Consider the following 16,470-nt stretch of genomic DNA (forward strand, 5'->3'; position numbering starts at 1 on the left):
AGCATTTAGAATTCTGAAGGTTGATAACCCCATGCACTCGGAAAAAGTGCATGGGGTTATTTTTATGCCTTGAAAGAGCCAACAAACCGCTGAAGAGATTGATTTGTGGTGGGGGCTTTCAGTCGGTGATCCCAAGAATATTCAAGGGCGTTTTCTTCGCCTTCCTTGCCGTCATGCTCCTCGTCGGTCTCGGCATCGTCGTGCCACGTCCGCTCTGGCATGACGAACGGGCTGTGCGCAGCGAGCGTTCACAACAAATCCTCATGCTCAGCAACCCCATCCATACGGATATCGCCATTCCCGCCGATGGCGATCTGCTCACGCGGTTCGCCTTCCTGCGGACGGCCGGGCTGGATATCGGCAATCCCAACCTGCGCTATCTCATTTTTGGCTGGGGCGGCCGGAGTTTCTATACGGAGACGCGGACATGGGCCGATTTGAAAGCGGGTCCCGTCTTGAAGAGCTTTGCGCTCGATCGTTCCGTCATTCATGCGGAGCTCGCGGGCGATATTCCGCTGGACGCGCCTGCGGTGACGGTCATCGACATCGATGCCGAAGGTCTTGAGCGGCTCAAGCAATTCGTTCTCGCCAGCTTTGATCGCTCCGACAGTGGTCCGATACCCTTGCCTGGCAGCAACTATGGGCCGAACGACGCGTTCTTCGAAGCGCGGGGTTATTTCAACGCGCTGATGGGATGCAATACCTGGACGGCAGCTGCGTTGAGGCAGGCGGGATTGACCTCCGGCCTCTGGACGTCATTGCCCTGGATGCTGCGAATGTCCTTGCGGCTGCATAATGACGATGAACGCTTTGCGGCGGGCCATACCTTGCCTTGAGGCGGTTTGACTTGCTTCAGGTTGTATCCTAATCTTTACGTTGTTCCTGTGGGGCACATCGGCATCGGGCCGAAAGGGCTAGGCCTGCCCGCTGATATCACTCAGCAGGAGTCTGCCCATGCCAACCCTCGATACCTATCGTAAACAAGCCAAGCTGTTGATGCGCTGGCACCGAGAGCGCGACTATTCCATTGGCGGAAGAGTGCGAATGCTTGATCGTTTCAAGGCGCTGACGGATCGCGAGATCCTGGCGATGAAGTTTCCCCTAACGCTGGCGCAGGAGATCGTTGCGGTGGAAGCGGGCCACAGGAACTGGGCGGAATTGAAGTCCGTCGCAGCGGACGCGCCGAAGATGCCCGCCGTTACAGCGGAGCCGCCGGTTTTCAAGAGCATCGTTCCCATCCTTTTCGTGCGGGATGTGGTTGTGAGTGCGGCCTTCTTCAGGGAGAAGCTCGGTTTCTCCGAGGATTTCCTGCATGGGTCGCCGCCGTTCTATGGGGCGGTGTCGCGCGACGGTATCTGGATTCACCTGCGGCTCGTCTATGAGCCCTATTTTGCCGCCGCTGCGGCGAAGGAGAAATCGCTTATCCTCGCCTCTATCGAGGTCTCGAATGTCCAGGGATTGTTCGAGGAGTTCAAGCAGAGGGGTGCTGAGTTCGCACAGCCGCTGATGAAGCAAGCCTGGGGCGGCACCGATTTCCATGTGCGCGACCCGGATGGCAATGTGATCTCGTTTGTCACGTTCAGATCATAACTCTTTGATCCATCGAGGTTGCTGCCGAGGGATGACCCTCACAGATCCTCGCAGTTTTGCCAGGCTTCTTCGAAAATGAGCTTGTCTAGCGGCAGTCGCTCGCGCCATCCCTTCACGGCGAGCTCCGGCATGTCGTAGAGCTCGTCGACATAGCCGACGCAGAGCCAGGCGACGATTTTTACATACTCCGGAATGCCGAGGATCGCCTTGATGGCATCCTCATGGAAGATGCTGACCCAGCCGATGCCCACGCCCTCGGCCCTTGCGGCAAGCCAGAGATTCTGGACGGCGCAGACAGTCGAATAGACATCGGTATCCGGATTGTGCGTTCGGCCGAGCACGACCGGTCCGCCACGCTTTGTGTCGCAGGTGATGCAGATGCTGAGCGGCGCCTTGCGGATGCCTTCCAGTTTTAGCCGCTGATACTGCGCGCGACGATCACCCTCGAACATCGCGCAGGCTTCCTCATTGGCCTGATGGAAGGCCTGCCATACGCGCTCACGCGTTTCTGGCTGACGGATCAGGATGAAGTTCCATGGCTGCATGAATCCGACCGACGGTGCCGAATGGGCAGCCTCGAGCAAGCGCCTGACGAGATCGTCTGGCAGGGGATCGGGCCGGAACTGGTCTCGCACGTCGCGCCGTGTCTCGATGGCGCGATAGACGGCGCTGCGTTCCAGCTCCGAAAATGCGCCGGCTGCGACCAGATGATCCGACACACTCGCGCGGGCGTCGATGATGGAAGGTGTAGCATCGGCAGTCTTTTCAGGAGCGGGCATGTTCAACCGTGATTTTCATTAGGAGGCGGCGGCGCGTCGGCCGGTGTCGCCGACCCTTGCACATCAGGCTGAAGCACAGCTTAGTGCTGGATGGCAAGCCAAACTACCAGCAAGATTTTCCACAGGCGTGCGACAATCGCGCCACCGGATGGCGAATACAGGGCGATAATTTGGTGCTAAGAGCGATGATCGACCTATACGCAGTCGACCTGCCCAGCTGCAGTGTAAGCGGCAAGATTGCATGTCACCAGTCCAAGCGTCAAAATCACCCCATGAGACGCTGCCCAAAAGAGTGAATGGGCGCGCATGGTCGGCTGCGAAGCCGCTGCTGCCAGGACGGCAATGCTTGAGATGAAGATTGCGAATAACAAGATGCTTAGCGGCGGAAAATAAAGCGGAATGATCTGCCAGCAACTTGCAAAACGGTAGGGGCCAGCCGTGTTGTATGCCAGCGCGGTAAGCGCTACCCAAACGAGAGCGTGGAATAATATCTTGCGGGTTTCATCTCTCATTCTCAGTTTTTATCCGTGTACATTCTTTTATTACTAACCTACTGCATTAGATGGATATCAACTTCAAGTTTTAAAAAATGGTATTTCTATCATGGTATGCTTCAGTGGCCGACGGGGCTGACTGAAACTGAATGGGCGATCTAGTCACGTTTTGCTTGTTCTGTTCAGCAACGGCCATTTTTGATGTGAGAGCGAAACATCGCCTTTGACAAACTTGGCGTCGTGATCCATATGAGCCGTTAATGAGCCGCCTGCGCGAAAATTCGCGCGGGCGGTTTTGCATTTCAGCGGCGCCTTTTTTGCAATTCATTCGCATAAGCAGGCGTGGGGACATTTGGAGATGGGCATGAGCAGTCAAGGAAACGATACGATCAGGCGGCTTGCCCTCTGGGGCATTCCGCTGTCGCTCGGCGTCATGGGGCTGAAGATGCTGGCCTGGTGGCTGACTGGCTCGGTGGCGCTTCTGTCCGATGGACTTGAATCGCTCGTCAATGTTGTTGCCGCCTTCATCGCCTTCTTCGTCATCCGTTACGCGCAGAAGCCGGCCGATCATGATCATCCCTTCGGGCATCACAAGGCGGAATATCTTTCCGCCGTTACCGAGGGCGTGATGATCGTCGTTGCCGCGCTGATGATCGTGCAGGAGGCGATCGGCCATCTCGCCGATCCGCAGCCCATGCAGGCGCCGGTGCTCGGTCTCGCGATCAACTTTGTCGCCGGCGTCATCAACGGTATCTGGGCTCTGACGCTGATCCGGGCCGGCCGGACATATCGCTCGCCGGCATTGACGGCGGACGGCCAGCACATCATGTCGGATGTCTATACCTCGATCGGTGTCCTTATCGGGCTGTTGCTGGCGCTTGGCACCGGGCATCCGATCTTCGACCCCGTGCTTGCCATTCTCGTTGCCATCAACATTCTCTACCAGGGCTGGAAGGTCATCTCCACTTCGATCGACGGGCTTATGGATAAGGCCGTTCTGCCGGAAGAGGAGAATGTCATCAAGGATGCGATTGCCAGGAATGCCGAGGGTTCGCTCGGCGTGCATGATCTGAAGACGCGCAGGGCAGGGGCCGTGACCTTCGTCGATTTCCATATGGTCGTGCCCGCCGCCATGCCGGTGCGAGAGGCACATCGAATCTGCGACCGCCTTGAAGATGCCATACGGGCGATCCATGCGGGCGCCGAAATAACCATTCACGTGGAGCCGGAGGGCGAAAAAGCCCATGGTATCCGCGTCAAAGTGATCAAGGAGACCTGAGATGCCAAAGACCGATGTGTCCGGCCTGTCGATGCTCGGCAACCAGACAGAAACCGCCAGCAATCCGGAAGAGGCCGTTCTGGAGAAGGTGCCATCCGGCCATGCCGGCACCGATTATGTCGTGCGCTTCACCGCGCCCGAATTCACCTCGCTGTGCCCGATGACCGGACAACCGGATTTCGCCCATATCGTTATCGACTACATTCCCAATGAATGGCTGGTGGAATCGAAGTCGCTGAAGCTCTTCCTGCATTCCTTCCGCAATCACGGCGCATTCCACGAGGATTGCTCGATCTATATCGCCAAGCGCCTGGTGGATCTGCTGCAGCCGAAGTGGCTGCGCATCGGCGCGTATTGGTATCCGCGCGGCGGCATTCCGATCGACGTCTTCTGGCAGACCGGCAAGCCGCCGGAGGGTGTGTGGCTGCCGGATCAGGGTGTGCAGCCCTATCGTGGCCGAGGCTGAATGAAAAAAGCCGCCATCCGGGGATGGCGGCTTTTCAGCTAGATTCGATGCGGCTGCTGCTCAGGCGAATGAGTTGTCGTCGCCATCGTCATAGGACGAGTCGCCATAATCATCGTCCTGAGCGTCTTGGGCAGCGTCCTGGGCGTAATCGGCCGCGCTCTGATCATTCTGATCGCTATTGTCGTCGTTGCCGAAATAGTTGTTATTGATGATCGTTTCCTGCACCGGCTGTTCGGCTGCATTGCCTCCGAAAAGGCCACTACCGGCATTGCCGCCGAAGAGACCGCCGCCAGTTCCGCCCAGATGTGGGCTGAAGAGGCTGGAGAGCGATTCCGCCAGCATCACGCCACCGGCAACGCCGGCTGCCGTGCCAAGGGCGCCGCGCAGAAAACTGCCGCCGGCCGAAGGCGCGGCTGCCTGCTGGCTCCATGGGCCGGATGGCTGGGGTTGCGGCTGGCCAGCCCAGGGGCCGGGCTGAGACGCATTGCGAGCATAGTCGTCATAGAGACGACCCTGCTGCTGCGGGCTGGTTGCCTGCGGCGCTGGCGCACGCTGCTGTTGGCCGCCGCCGAAGAGCGAGCCGATTCCGCCGAGGAAACCGCCGCTCTGGCCCTGCGGGTGATTGTCGGCGCCCTGCTGCTCGAGCTCGTGCACACGGGCTTCGAGCTGCTGGATGCGATCGGCAGCCGCCTTCATGCCCTGTTCCTGCATGATGACGGCCTGCGCTAGGAAATAGGGCGCATAGGGTTGGTCGCGGACCGCCTGGTTGATGAAGGCCTCCGCATCGGCGTCGCGCTGCGTGCTGGCCGCACCGCGCACGCGATCGAAGAGAGAGGCGAGCAATTGACGTTCTTCTGGCGACATGATGGCCTCCTTGGCTATCTGTGCTGCAAATTCGGGGCGCGATCTCTGAGCGCGCTGACCTGACGTAGGATCAAATCTCGGCTTTTCAAAGCCATTCAAGTTACATTTCGGTAATCCGCAACCATAACACCATGTTGTCAGTCGCTATTCCCGCCTTGTCTTTTTCCGGCATTGTTTTACGCATTGAGTCGCACTATGTGCGGTGAACGACGCATCATGCTGGAGAGTTGAATGAACGACGAAGACGAACAGGAAGACAAGAAGACCGAGCAACCCTTGGGCAAGGACGCGGAGGCGAATCTTTTCAAGTCGCGTTCGATCTTCATCTATGGCGGCATCACGCAGGAATTGGCGCAGAAGGTCTGCTCCCAGCTCGTGGCGCTTTCCGCCGCCAGCGACGATGACATCCGCATCTATGTGAATTCGCCCGGCGGTCACGTCGAGTCAGGCGATTCCATTCATGACATGATCAAGTTCATCAAGCCAAAGGTCTGGATGATCGGTACGGGCTGGGTCGCCTCCGCCGGAGCGCTGATTTACGTCTCCGCTCCCAAGGAGCGCCGTATTTGCCTGCCCAACACGCGCTTCCTGCTGCACCAACCGTCCGGCGGTACGCGCGGCATGGCCTCCGACATCGAGATCCAGGCACGCGAGATCATCAAGATGAACGAGCGCCTGAACAAAATCTTCTCGGAAGCCACCGGTCAGCCGGTCGAGCGCATCGCCAAGGATACCGACCGAGACTACTGGCTCTCTGCCGAGGAAGCCAAGGCTTACGGCTTGGTCTCGCGCATCGTGACCTCGCAGGCGGAAATCTGATCTAGCGGGTTTTTCCGATTGAATTGAGCGCCCTCGCTTGCCGGAAGGCTGGCGGGGGCGTTTTGCGATGAATAGGCTTTGATCAAAAGCCAAAAGCTGGCGGCAGAAATCTCCGCCGCCAGCCTTCACCGCTCGGGAGGTTGCAACGTTTCCGGGAGCGGCGAACTCGAAGGTGCAAGTTACAGGCCGAGCGTGTCCCTATATGGTAATCTCCACCGGCGTTCCGTCCGGCATGGTGATGACAGCCTCATAGAAGCCGTCGCCGGTGGTGCGTGGTGCGGATTTCAGGCGATCATCCGCCTTGCATCGTTCCGCCAGCGCATCGACGGCAGCTTTGCTGCCGAGCGATATGGCAATATGGTCCCAGCCGATGCGTTCGCCGTGCGGGTCGGGAGAAAGCCAGGGGCCGGTCATCAGTTCGATCTGATCGTCGCTTTCCGGCAAGGAAATGAAGCGGGAGACGAAGCCAGGCCGTCGCTGGCTTCGATAGAGTTCACCGACGGTTGCGCCGAAATAAGTCTCCCAGAAATTCGCGGCGGCATCGAGATCATGCGTCCATAGAGCGGTATGAGCGATCCGCATCTGTCTCTCCCTGTGCCTGTTCGTGATTGCGGGTAACGATGCTGGCGCAGAGAGGTGCGACGCAGAGGAGTGCGGCGAGCATCCAGAAGGCGCCGGGCAGGCCGAGATGATCCGCCGCGAAACCGACGCCGGCGGGGCCGACGAGCACGCCCGCATATCCGGTCATGGTGATGGCCGCGACGGCCAGGCCGGCCGGCATGACCTTCTGCGAACCGCCTTTGCGGAAGAGCACCGGGACGATGTTGGAGGCGCCAAGACCGATCAGGAGGAAACCGCTCATGGCGAGGATCGCGATCGGGCTGAGAAGGAGGACGCCAAAGCCCACGACCGCGATCACGCCACCCCATAGCATGATTGCCCTGTCACCGACCCTTGCGGTAATGGCATCGCCGCTCAGGCGGCCCACCGTCATCGCAATAGCAAACAGCATGTAGCCGAGGCCGCCATGACTGGTATCGACCTGGCCCTGCGTGGTAAGCAGCAGAGCACTCCAATCGAGGATCGCGCCTTCGACGAGGAAGGTGATTGCTGCCAGCGCGGCCAGCAGCAGCACGATGCCGCGTGGCATGACGAAAAGCGGCGCGTCCTCCGCGGGGACGGTTCGCAGCAGACGGGGCCATGCGATGATCATGGCGATCACCATGACTGCCGAGCTGAGAAGCGTTGCGGCAAGGGGACCGGCCTTGGCGGAGAGGAGCAGGGTGACGAGCAGGGAGCCGATGAAGCCGCCTATGCTGAACAGCGCATGGAAGCCGGACATCAGCGGCCGGTCCGCACCTTTCTCCACTTCGACGGCATGAATGTTCATGGCCACATCGAGCGATCCAAGGCAGGCGCCGAACGCCGCCAGCGCAAGGCCGAGGGTGAATGGCGTGCTCGCTATGGCCAAGGCCGGCAGGAGAAGTGCGAGACCGAGACCGCCTGCGATGATGATCGGCTTGCTGCCATATCGCGCGCTCAACATGCCGGCTGCAAGCATCGCCGCGACCGAACCGAGGCCAAGGCAAAGCAATAGCATGCCCAGCACGCCATCATCGACGCCGAGGCGATCCTTGGCGAAGGGGACGAGGGGAGCCCAGCAGGCGAGGGCGAAGCCTCCAACCAGAAAGGCAAGTCGTGTTGCCAGCCGGGTTTCCGGCCGATCCGTGGATTGCATGGTCATTTCTTATCTTTCGAAATCAGGAGGATGACGTGACGTCGCTTGCCTTCACGAGCGAGAAGCCGGCGTCGGCGGCCGCCTTTTCGTCAGCGGCAGGCAAGTCATCCTCGACAACAAGCCAATCGATATCGTCGGCGCCGCCGATGCGGTGCGGCGCGCGTTCGTGAAACTTCTCCGAGGTAATCAACGCGATCCGTGCTGCGCTTTTCTTGAGCAGCGTCCGCTTGAAGATCGCGTCTGCATGTTCGTACACGCTGATGCCGTTTCTTGCCGAAACGGCGCAGACGCCCAGGAAGCAGCGATCGATGTTCATGGCTTCGATGGCCGCAACGGCCGACGCGTCGACGCTGCCGCCGACGACGGGATCGACCGCACCACCAATCAGGACGAGCGGAATATCGCCGCGCTTCATGACTGCACTGGCGATATCGATGGAGTTCGTCGCGATCGTCACGTCCAGGTTCTTCGGCAGAAGATCGACCATTGCGAGATTGGTGCTGCCGCTGTCGAAAAACAGGAATTCGCCCGGTTCGATCATTGCGACGGCCGCCTTGGCCAGGGCTCTCTTGCGACCGGATTCCTGGCCGACGCGTACGGCCATCGGCTGCGACGGCGTCAGGAGAGGGAGAGCGCCGCCGTAGACGCGGCGGCATTTGCCCTCTGCGGCAAGTGCCCGCAGATCGCGGCGCACAGCATCTTCGGACACATTGAATTCAGCGGCCAGAGATGCGGCAACGATCTGCCGGCCCTCTGCAAGCCGCGCTTCGATGACGTCCCGACGGGATAATGGAAGTGAATTGCTCATCAATTTGCATTAACGTGCACAAACAAGAGAGTCAATATGCACGTTTATACACGGTATGAGTCGACGACGATATATTCCGCGAGTGATTTGCTGAGCGACACTGCCATTTCGCGCGAAAACAGCACTTGCACGCCCGATGCTTGTAATGCTCCATGCGCGTTCCATCGATCCTCATGCGCTCTTCGAGTCTCTATCGCCATGCTCAAAGATTTCTCCGTTCAAAGCCTGTTCATGGGCTGCCTCACGGCCTTCGTCGGCTTTGCCAGTTCCTTCGCTGTCGTCTTTCATGGCCTGCAGGTGGTCGGCGCCTCGGATGCGCAGGCGGCCTCCGGTCTGACGGCGCTTTCGGTTGCGATGGGTCTCTGCGCGATCGTGCTCAGCATGGTGACGAGACTGCCGATAAGCATTGCCTGGTCGACACCGGGAGCCGCGCTGCTGGCGAGCGCCGGAGCGATCGAAGGCGGCTTCCCGGTGGCTGTCGGTGCATTTTTCATTTGCGGCATATTGATCGTCATTGCCGGGCTTTTTCGGCCTTTTGGCCGGGCGGTCGCATCCATTCCGGCGCCGCTTGCAAATGCCATGCTGGCCGGCGTGCTGCTCGGCCTCTGCTTTGCGCCCGTCAAGGCGATCGCCTTCAATCCTGCCTTCGGTTTGCCGATCATCCTTGCCTGGATCGTCGTTGGGTCGTTCAAGCGGCTATGGGCGGTACCGGCGGCGCTTGCGGCCTTTGCCCTGGTGCTGGCCTTCGGCGTAAAGATACCGGATGGTGCCTTCGCCTCGCTCGAGCATTCGCTGTTGCCTACCGTCGAATTCGTGAAGCCGGTCTTTACGCTTGCCGGTATCGTGTCCATCGCGCTGCCGCTGTTCATCGTGACGATGGCGTCACAGAACATTCCCGGCATCGCCGTGCTCAAGGTGCATGATTACGAGCCGAAACCGGGTCCGCTGTTTGCCGTGACCGGCGTGTTCTCGCTGCTTGCTGTCCCGTTTGGCGGCCATGCCGTCAATCTTGCGGCAATCACCGCGGCGATGTGTGCCGGGCAGGACGCTCATGCTGATCCCGCGCGGCGCTACTGGGCCGCGATTGTCGCCGGGATCGGCTATGTGATCCTCGGATTGCTGGCGAGCGCCGTGACGGCTTTCGTGGCGCTGGCGCCGCCGATTCTGATCGAGGCGGTGGCCGGCCTGGCGCTGGTCGGCGCGCTCTCCAATTCCGCCTTGAACGCTTTCCAGCAGCCGGAATCGCGCGAGGCGGCCGCCATCACTTTTCTCGTGACGGCATCGGGTGTTTCCTTCGGCGGCATTTCCGGCGCCTTCTGGGGGCTCATCGCCGGCGGGTTGATGCTGGCGCTGTCGCACGGCGTGCAAATGCTGAAGAAATGAGCAGGGGGTTGCTTCTTGCATATCCTGCGGCTATAAGCGCGGCCATGAAGTTGACTGGCGCAAAGATTTCCGAACAGATTGCACGTGGGCGCGTTGCCCTGCGTGACAACACGCGCGCCCTTACCTCGCTTCTCCTCCTCGGCCTTACGCGCGGTTGCCGGGTCCTTTGAGGAGCGCCCGGCGGCCGAAAAGCCCGCTGGCCATCGCTCCTCGCGACTTACCCTAAAATCGACAGCTTACCCGCAAAGGGTCCGCATTTATCATCGCCAAGCCGCATCCGATCGGCTAAGACGCGGGATAAAATGACGGGAAAGGAAGAGACGAGACCATGGACGCGAACAGCCATTCCCCTAAAGGCATGCCCGAAGCAGCGGTGAAATACCGCGCCTATCCGCAAATCAATATTCCCGACCGGACCTGGCCGTCCAAGGTGATCACCAAGGCGCCGATCTGGTGCTCGGTCGATCTGCGTGACGGCAACCAGGCGCTTGTCGATCCGATGGGTCACGACCGCAAGGCGCGCATGTTCCAGTTGTTGCTGGATATGGGTTTCAAGGAAATCGAGATCGGCTTCCCCTCGGCTTCGCAGACCGACTTCGACTTTGCCCGCTGGTGCATCGAACAGGGCAGTGTGCCTGCCGATGTATCGCTGCAGGTTCTCGTCCAGTGCCGCCCGGAATTGATTACCCGCACCTTCGAAGCGCTGGAAGGCGCCAACAAGCCGATCGTGCATTTCTACAATTCCACCAGCGAATTGCAGCGCCGCGTCGTATTTGCCAAGGACGTGCAGGGCATCAAGCAGATCGCCGTCGACGCGGCCAAGATGATCACCGACATGGCGGCGAAGGCCGGCGGCGGCTATCGCTTCGAATATTCGCCGGAGAGCTTCACCGGCACCGAGCTGGATGTGGCGTTGGAAATCTGCAACGCCGTTATCGGTGTCGTGAAGCCGACGCCTGATAACAAGCTGATCATCAATCTGCCGTCGACCGTCGAAATGGCGACGCCGAACATCTATGCCGACCAGATCGAATGGATGTGCCGCAATCTCGATAACAGAGAAAACCTGATCATTTCGCTTCATCCGCACAATGACCGCGGGACGGGTATTGCCGCCGCCGAGCTGGCATTGATGGCCGGCGCCGATCGTGTGGAAGGCACGCTGTTCGGAAATGGCGAGCGCACCGGCAATGTCGATGTCGTGACCATGGCGTTGAACATGTTCACGCAGGGCGTCGATCCGGAGCTGGATTGCTCCAACATCGAGCGCATGAAGGAAGTTTACGAATATTCCAATCAGATGGCGATCGGCGAGCGTCATCCTTATGTCGGCGAGCTGGTCTACACCGCCTTCTCCGGTTCGCATCAGGATGCGATCAACAAGGGCATGAAGGCCGCCAAGGTCGCCAACGATCCGGTCTGGGAAGTGCCTTACCTGCCGATCGATCCGCAGGATGTCGGTCGTACCTATGAGGCGATCATCCGCATCAACTCGCAGTCCGGCAAGGGCGGCATCGCCTATATCATGCAGCAGGATTACGGGCTGAATCTGCCGCGCAACCTGCAGGTGGAATATCGCGAGGAAATCCAGCGCATCACCGACGAGGAAGGCAAGGAATTGCCCTCCAAGCGCATCTACGAGCATTTTATCGAGCGCTATGTCACGCAGCCGGAGGCGCGGCTCCGCTTCGTCGACCACCACACCTTCGCCGACCCCGAGCATAAGGGGCAGCGCATCGTCGCGGCCGAGATTACCGACAAGGGCGAGGTGAAGCGCATCGAGGGCAGGGGTAACGGCCCCATCGACGGTTTCATCAATGCGCTCTCGATCTATCTCGGCATTCCGATGTCGGTCGAGGATTACTCCGAGCATTCGCTCCAGCACGGTTCGAACGCCTCGGCGATCTCCTATGTCGAGATCTCCTATCCGGGCGGCAAGCTTTTCGGTGCCGGTATCAACACCAATATCGTCGCTGCGTCCCTCGAGGCGATTGTCTCGGCGGCGAACCGCGTGCTCGCCATCAAGTCGGCATAAGGCTCAAGCCTGGTTGCAGCTCTGATTTGAAAGGCCCCCTCGTTTTCGAGGGGGCCACTTTTATTGCACATCAGTCGGCTGGCGGTTCGTCGCCTTCGATGAAGCCGCCGGATTGGTGCGACCACAGCGTTGCGTAGATGCCGTTCCGGGCGATCAGCTCCGCATGCGTGCCGTCCTCGACGATGCGGCCGTGGTCGAGCACGACGATGCGGTCCATGCGCGCGATGGTCGACAGGCGATGCGCGATGGCGATGACGGTCTTGTTTTCCATGATCCCGTAAAGCGTATCCTGGATTTCGGCTTCGACTTCCGAATCGAGGGCAGATGTTGCCTCGTCGAGCACCAGGATCGGGGCATCCTTCAGGATAGCGCGCGCAATCGCGACGCGCTGCCGTTGACCGCCGGAAAGCTGGACGCCACGTTCGCCGGCATGCGCATCGAAACCGATTCTTCCTTCCTGATCCCTGAGGCCCGCGATGAAATCGCTGGCCGCAGCCTTCTCTGCCGCGGCGAGAACCGCATCCTCCGAAAAGCTGAGATTGCCATGGGCGATGTTATCACGGATGGAGCGGTGAAGGAGCGACGCTTCCTGGCCGACCACCGCAATCTGCCGGCGCAAGCTATCTTGCGTCACCTGCCGAATATCCTGGCCATCGATTTCGATGATGCCGGCTTCCGGATCGAAGAAGCGCAGTAGCAGGTTGACCAAGGTCGATTTGCCGGTGCCGGAGCGGCCGACAAGGCCGACTTTTTGGCCTGCCCCAATTCGAAGCGAAATGGCGTCGAGCCCGCCATCTTCCTTGCCGTAGCGATGGGTGACCTCCCGGAAGGCGATCTCGCCATTGATGACGGCAAGCGGCTTGGCGTTCGGCGCATCGGTAATGGCGAGCGGCTGCGAGACGGTCAGCAGTGACTGCCGCATGGCGCCGAGATGGGCAAAGAGCGAGGAAACGGCATCCAGCATCCATTCGGCCATGCCGGTGATGCGGAAGCTCAGCGCCAGGGATGCGGCGATCAGCCCGAGTGGTGCGCCGCCGGACTGCCAGAGGACGACCGCATAGCCGACGAGCGCGACGATGAGGAAGCTGCCAAGGAACAGCATGCTCGAATTGACCAGCACTTCCAATCTCTGCACCCGGACAAATGTTTCGCGGGCTTGAGAGAAACGACGACGGGCCTCCTTATCCTCCGCCCTTGCATCGGCAAAAAGCTTGATGAGGTCGATATTGGCATAGCTGTCCACCAGCATGCCCGTCAGCTCGGCATAGGCTCCCTGATATTGCGCGGAGGCCTTCTGCAGGCGAGGGATGACATAGGCCATCAGTGCGAGATAGCAGAACAGCCACACCGCCAGGGGCCAGATGAGGCGCGGGTCGATCGAGGCCATCAGCCAGAGCGAGCCGGCCACATAGATCGTGACAAAGGAGAGCGTATGCAGGACCTGATAGGCCGCGCCCGTTGCTGCCGTGCCAATGTCGCGCACCTGGCTGGCGATTCGACCGGAAAAGTCCTGACGGAACCAGCCGACCGATTGCCGAAGGACATGACGGTGAGCCCGCCAGCGGAACAGCGTCTCGGCATTCGGCCGGAACGCGATGTCATCCAGGCTTTCGCGGAGATAGCCGGCAAAAGGCCGTCCGATCAGGACGAGGACGGCCGCGGCGAGCAGGCCGAATCCTTCGGATGCCCAGAAATCCTCGCGCCGGGCGGCGGCGAGATCGTCCACCAGCCGGCTCGAATAGCCGATAAGCCAGATCTCGATGATGGCGCCGATCACGGTCAGTCCAAGGCTGATTGCCATGACCGTGCGAAACGGGCGGAGATTGGTTAGGAGATAGCGCCAGGCCTTGGGTGATGGGTGGGGCTCGTCATGATCCTGAAACGGATCGACAAGCTCTTCGAAGCGACGAAACATGAATGCCCTCCACGGGCGAAAGATAGCAATCTGATGGTCGGGCCGATAAAGCAGCCCTTCACGGCACTGCCTTTCAGCGGTGGTTTCCTGTGCCGTGATTTTTCATCAGAGTGCTCTCCTCATTGGTCGCTGCAACCTCTATAGCGTGTATCCGCGCCGATGTCAGCAGCAATTGTATCGCGATCGTTCGACATGGAAGGCCGAGTGCCGTTCTTTCCACGCCTCGCGTCGAACTCGTCCGAGCATATGTGCTTCAATGGTGAGTTTTGCTCAGGCCTTGCCTTTGGCAAGCTCATCGCGCTGCTTCGTCAGACGCTCGAGCTCTTCTTCCTGCTCGGCTATCCGCTCAGATGTCCGTTCTTCGTCGGCGGCGCCGGAAAAGGCTGCTGCCTGCTCGATCAGTTCGCGAAGGTTTTCCTTTATCGCCGCGATACGCCTGTCGATTTCAGGAATGGTCAGCAGAACGTCGGACATGTCGAAACTCCAGCAAGACTATCGGGCTCATGCGGTTATCGCCGCCCATTATCCATCGGCCGGCCGGTAGCCGCAAGGCGCAAAACGGATGGGATATCCGTCAGATTTCCGAGGATACCCGATTGGCGATCTGATCGAGCATTGCATCCGAGGAGGGGCCGACGACCGCATAGGTGGTGCCGTTGCGGTGCCAGGACACGATGCTGATATCGTCCTTGATAGTTTCGCTGAAATCGTCGTCGGCAACGCCGTCCGTCTTGGTAAAGCAGATGGCGACGACATCACCGTCGAGGTTCTTGTAGATCAGCTGGCCGACTGGCTTGCCGGCTGCGATGGACATGCGCGCGCCTTGGAAAACGAGACCATCGGCAGCAAGGTCCGGAAAATTGAATTTGACGCCGACCGTGCTCGCCAGCCACTTGGCGATCTCGTCCAGCTGGCTTGCCTGCAGCTCGACCATACGCTGCGGCTGGCGCGAATAGATGCGGTGATAGGCGGCGATATCATCCAGCCAGTTGCGTGTCATAGCCTGTGTCGGGGTCGGCGGAGGACTCGCTGGGACGTCAGCGGGCTGCATGCCGAAAAGATAACCGATGCCGCCGCCGACGGCGAACAGGATGAGAGCCGCGGCTAGCGATTGCTTGCCCGTGGGCGCCAATTTCAATGATTGCCGGGTGAGACGGGGAGAGGGATCTCGGGTTTTCGGAGGCTGGGCGCTCTTGATGGAGCGAACGAGCGCCAGCGGCACCGGCTCCTTCAAAACCTCGTCAAAAGCCTTGCGGCCAACATCGGAGCCATGCTTCAGCTCATCGAAAATACGCCGCGCGTTCGGATCCGAGGCGATGAGCTTTTCCAACTCTTCTTTTTCTTCGCGGCTCGTCTCGCCATCCATGAAGGCGGACAAGCGGATTTCGAGCGGCGTTTTCTTCATGTCCTGCAATGCTTAAAACCTTCGAGGCGAGCGACTATGACCCTGGGAGGCAAGGTAAAGGCGTGCGCTGGAGAGCCTTGACATCACTGCCGACAAAGGGATGCCGAGGACGTCGGCGGCCTGCTTGTAGCTGTGCCCTTCGACGTCGACCAGCAGGAAGACACTGGCAAGTCCTTCTGGCAAAGATGTGACGAGACGATGCGCTTCGCCGGCTTCTACAAGATTTAAATGGGTGCCGGATATCGGCTCGCCCTGTTCTAGTGCACTGCCCTTTGCGGCGGGGCGTAGTTTGTGGCGTCGCGCTTCATCGACCCATTGATGCCGGGCCATCGTATAGAGCCAGCTTTCCAGCTTGCCGCCGCTGTTCCAGAGATGGAACTTGGCTATGCCGCGCTGACAGACGTTTTGAACAAGCTCGTCCGCCTCGGCGAGATCGCCGGTCAGCGTCACCGCAAAGCGGCGAAGCTTCGGAAGAAGGCCGACCAGATCGCGTCTGATATCAGTGGCTGCTACCGGCGTTGGCATGATCGTTCCAGGAAGGCGTTGGAGGTTGTTACATCGACAATCTGCTTCCGCGATGGACAGCCTTCCCCGTAAGAAAGGTGATGCGAGCGGAATAATTGTCCTGTGCTGGTATGAACCATTTCCGTGCCGTTTCGCAAGTCTTCAAAAGCACCCGCGCGTTTGACTGTCACTCTTACCGCAGTAATCCCACAATGTGTCAGCCGGTCTTGTCCCGGCGCTGGCCTGAGCCCTCCAAGAAGCCGCAACCCACGGGATACAGGCTCCGAAAACCGGCATGCGGTGCTCCTTGTCACGACCTCAAAATCCATCCCGCATTTCAGGATTCCAATGCTTCGATTGTAGCTCCGTATCTTAGAAAACGCTACCGAAA

17 protein-coding genes are annotated in these 16,470 nt (G+C 59.7%); 7 read left to right on the forward strand and 10 right to left on the reverse strand.

Annotation, left to right across the window (positions count from 1 at the left end; all coding sequences use genetic code 11):
• Window positions 1-125: 125 nt before the first annotated feature.
• Both FBZ97_RS03190 and FBZ97_RS03195 read left to right on the forward strand, forming a co-directional pair.
• Window positions 126-836, forward strand: a complete 711-nt coding sequence (locus FBZ97_RS03190; protein ID WP_348642345.1) for a TIGR02117 family protein — start codon at window positions 126-128, stop codon at window positions 834-836.
• A 118-nt stretch (window positions 837-954) separates the two neighbouring features.
• Window positions 955-1,590 carry a glyoxalase superfamily protein gene (locus FBZ97_RS03195; RefSeq protein ID WP_113332208.1) on the forward strand — a complete coding sequence of 212 codons (636 nt, stop codon included), beginning with the start codon at window positions 955-957 and terminating at the stop codon, window positions 1,588-1,590.
• 38 nt (window positions 1,591-1,628) lie between these two features.
• Here FBZ97_RS03195 and bluB read toward each other — a convergent pair whose 3' ends face one another.
• Window positions 1,629-2,369, reverse strand: coding sequence for a 5,6-dimethylbenzimidazole synthase (bluB, locus tag FBZ97_RS03200; RefSeq protein WP_246661689.1), 741 nt, complete (start codon window positions 2,367-2,369; stop codon window positions 1,629-1,631).
• A gap of 194 nt (window positions 2,370-2,563) precedes the next feature.
• The gene (locus tag FBZ97_RS03205) at window positions 2,564-2,881 is read right to left on the reverse strand and encodes a hypothetical protein (protein WP_145316496.1); all 318 of its coding nucleotides are present in this window, start codon (window positions 2,879-2,881) and stop codon (window positions 2,564-2,566) included.
• Between the two features lie 346 nt (window positions 2,882-3,227).
• Between FBZ97_RS03205 and FBZ97_RS03210 the strand changes: the two genes are divergently transcribed.
• Both FBZ97_RS03210 and queF read left to right on the forward strand, forming a co-directional pair.
• A complete protein-coding gene (locus tag FBZ97_RS03210) occupies window positions 3,228-4,142 on the forward strand; it encodes a cation diffusion facilitator family transporter (protein WP_145316498.1) in 915 nt (304 codons plus the stop codon).
• 1 nt (window position 4,143) lies between these two features.
• Entirely contained in the window at window positions 4,144-4,608 is a 465-nt protein-coding gene (gene queF, locus FBZ97_RS03215; protein ID WP_015340658.1) for a preQ(1) synthase, read from the forward strand.
• Window positions 4,609-4,668: 60 nt separating this feature from the next.
• On the opposite strand, the gene FBZ97_RS03220 is transcribed toward queF, so the two are convergent.
• On the reverse strand, window positions 4,669-5,472 hold the full coding sequence (locus FBZ97_RS03220; RefSeq protein ID WP_145316500.1) for a DUF2076 domain-containing protein: 804 nt from the start codon (window positions 5,470-5,472) through the stop codon (window positions 4,669-4,671).
• A gap of 231 nt (window positions 5,473-5,703) precedes the next feature.
• On the opposite strand from FBZ97_RS03220, the gene FBZ97_RS03225 reads away from it, so the two are divergent.
• Window positions 5,704-6,291 (forward strand): ATP-dependent Clp protease proteolytic subunit, encoded by a 588-nt coding sequence (locus FBZ97_RS03225; protein WP_047632158.1) that lies wholly within the window; start codon window positions 5,704-5,706, stop codon window positions 6,289-6,291.
• Between the two features lie 198 nt (window positions 6,292-6,489).
• On the opposite strand, the gene FBZ97_RS03230 is transcribed toward FBZ97_RS03225, so the two are convergent.
• The 3 genes from FBZ97_RS03230 to FBZ97_RS03240 are packed head-to-tail and all read right to left on the reverse strand — an operon-like array spanning window position 6,490 to window position 8,837.
• Complete coding sequence (locus FBZ97_RS03230) at window positions 6,490-6,873, reverse strand: VOC family protein (RefSeq protein ID WP_145316503.1); 384 nt, start codon at window positions 6,871-6,873, stop codon at window positions 6,490-6,492.
• Window positions 6,839-8,029, reverse strand: a complete 1,191-nt coding sequence (locus tag FBZ97_RS03235) for an MFS transporter (RefSeq protein ID WP_113352037.1) — start codon at window positions 8,027-8,029, stop codon at window positions 6,839-6,841. The genes FBZ97_RS03230 and FBZ97_RS03235 overlap by 35 nt, the downstream gene beginning before the upstream one ends.
• 22 nt (window positions 8,030-8,051) lie before the next feature.
• Complete coding sequence (locus FBZ97_RS03240) at window positions 8,052-8,837, reverse strand: DeoR/GlpR family DNA-binding transcription regulator (protein ID WP_145316505.1); 786 nt, start codon at window positions 8,835-8,837, stop codon at window positions 8,052-8,054.
• 198 nt (window positions 8,838-9,035) lie between these two features.
• Here FBZ97_RS03240 and FBZ97_RS03245 point away from each other — a divergent pair, with 198 nt between their 5' ends.
• Together FBZ97_RS03245 and leuA are read left to right on the forward strand one after the other, a co-directional pair.
• Entirely contained in the window at window positions 9,036-10,220 is a 1,185-nt protein-coding gene (locus tag FBZ97_RS03245; protein WP_145316507.1) for a benzoate/H(+) symporter BenE family transporter, read from the forward strand.
• A 328-nt stretch (window positions 10,221-10,548) separates the two neighbouring features.
• A complete protein-coding gene (gene leuA, locus FBZ97_RS03255; RefSeq protein ID WP_145316509.1) occupies window positions 10,549-12,255 on the forward strand; it encodes a 2-isopropylmalate synthase in 1,707 nt (568 codons plus the stop codon).
• Window positions 12,256-12,325: 70 nt separating this feature from the next.
• Here leuA and FBZ97_RS03260 read toward each other — a convergent pair whose 3' ends face one another.
• From FBZ97_RS03260 to FBZ97_RS03275, 4 genes are all read right to left on the reverse strand, one after another.
• Window positions 12,326-14,170: an ABC transporter ATP-binding protein gene (locus FBZ97_RS03260; RefSeq protein ID WP_145316511.1), complete on the reverse strand. Its 1,845-nt coding sequence runs from the start codon at window positions 14,168-14,170 to the stop codon at window positions 12,326-12,328.
• 270 nt (window positions 14,171-14,440) lie between these two features.
• Window positions 14,441-14,644, reverse strand: coding sequence for a hypothetical protein (locus FBZ97_RS03265; protein ID WP_113332216.1), 204 nt, complete (start codon window positions 14,642-14,644; stop codon window positions 14,441-14,443).
• 100 nt (window positions 14,645-14,744) lie between these two features.
• Window positions 14,745-15,584, reverse strand: coding sequence for an anti-sigma factor (locus FBZ97_RS03270; protein ID WP_173002435.1), 840 nt, complete (start codon window positions 15,582-15,584; stop codon window positions 14,745-14,747).
• A 3-nt stretch (window positions 15,585-15,587) separates the two neighbouring features.
• The gene (locus FBZ97_RS03275) at window positions 15,588-16,100 is read right to left on the reverse strand and encodes an RNA polymerase sigma factor (protein WP_112720912.1); all 513 of its coding nucleotides are present in this window, start codon (window positions 16,098-16,100) and stop codon (window positions 15,588-15,590) included.
• Window positions 16,101-16,470 lie beyond the last annotated feature (370 nt).

Origin of the sequence: Rhizobium sp. ERR 942 (assembly GCF_007828395.1) — a bacterium.
GTDB lineage: Bacteria > Pseudomonadota > Alphaproteobacteria > Rhizobiales > Rhizobiaceae > Rhizobium > Rhizobium dioscoreae.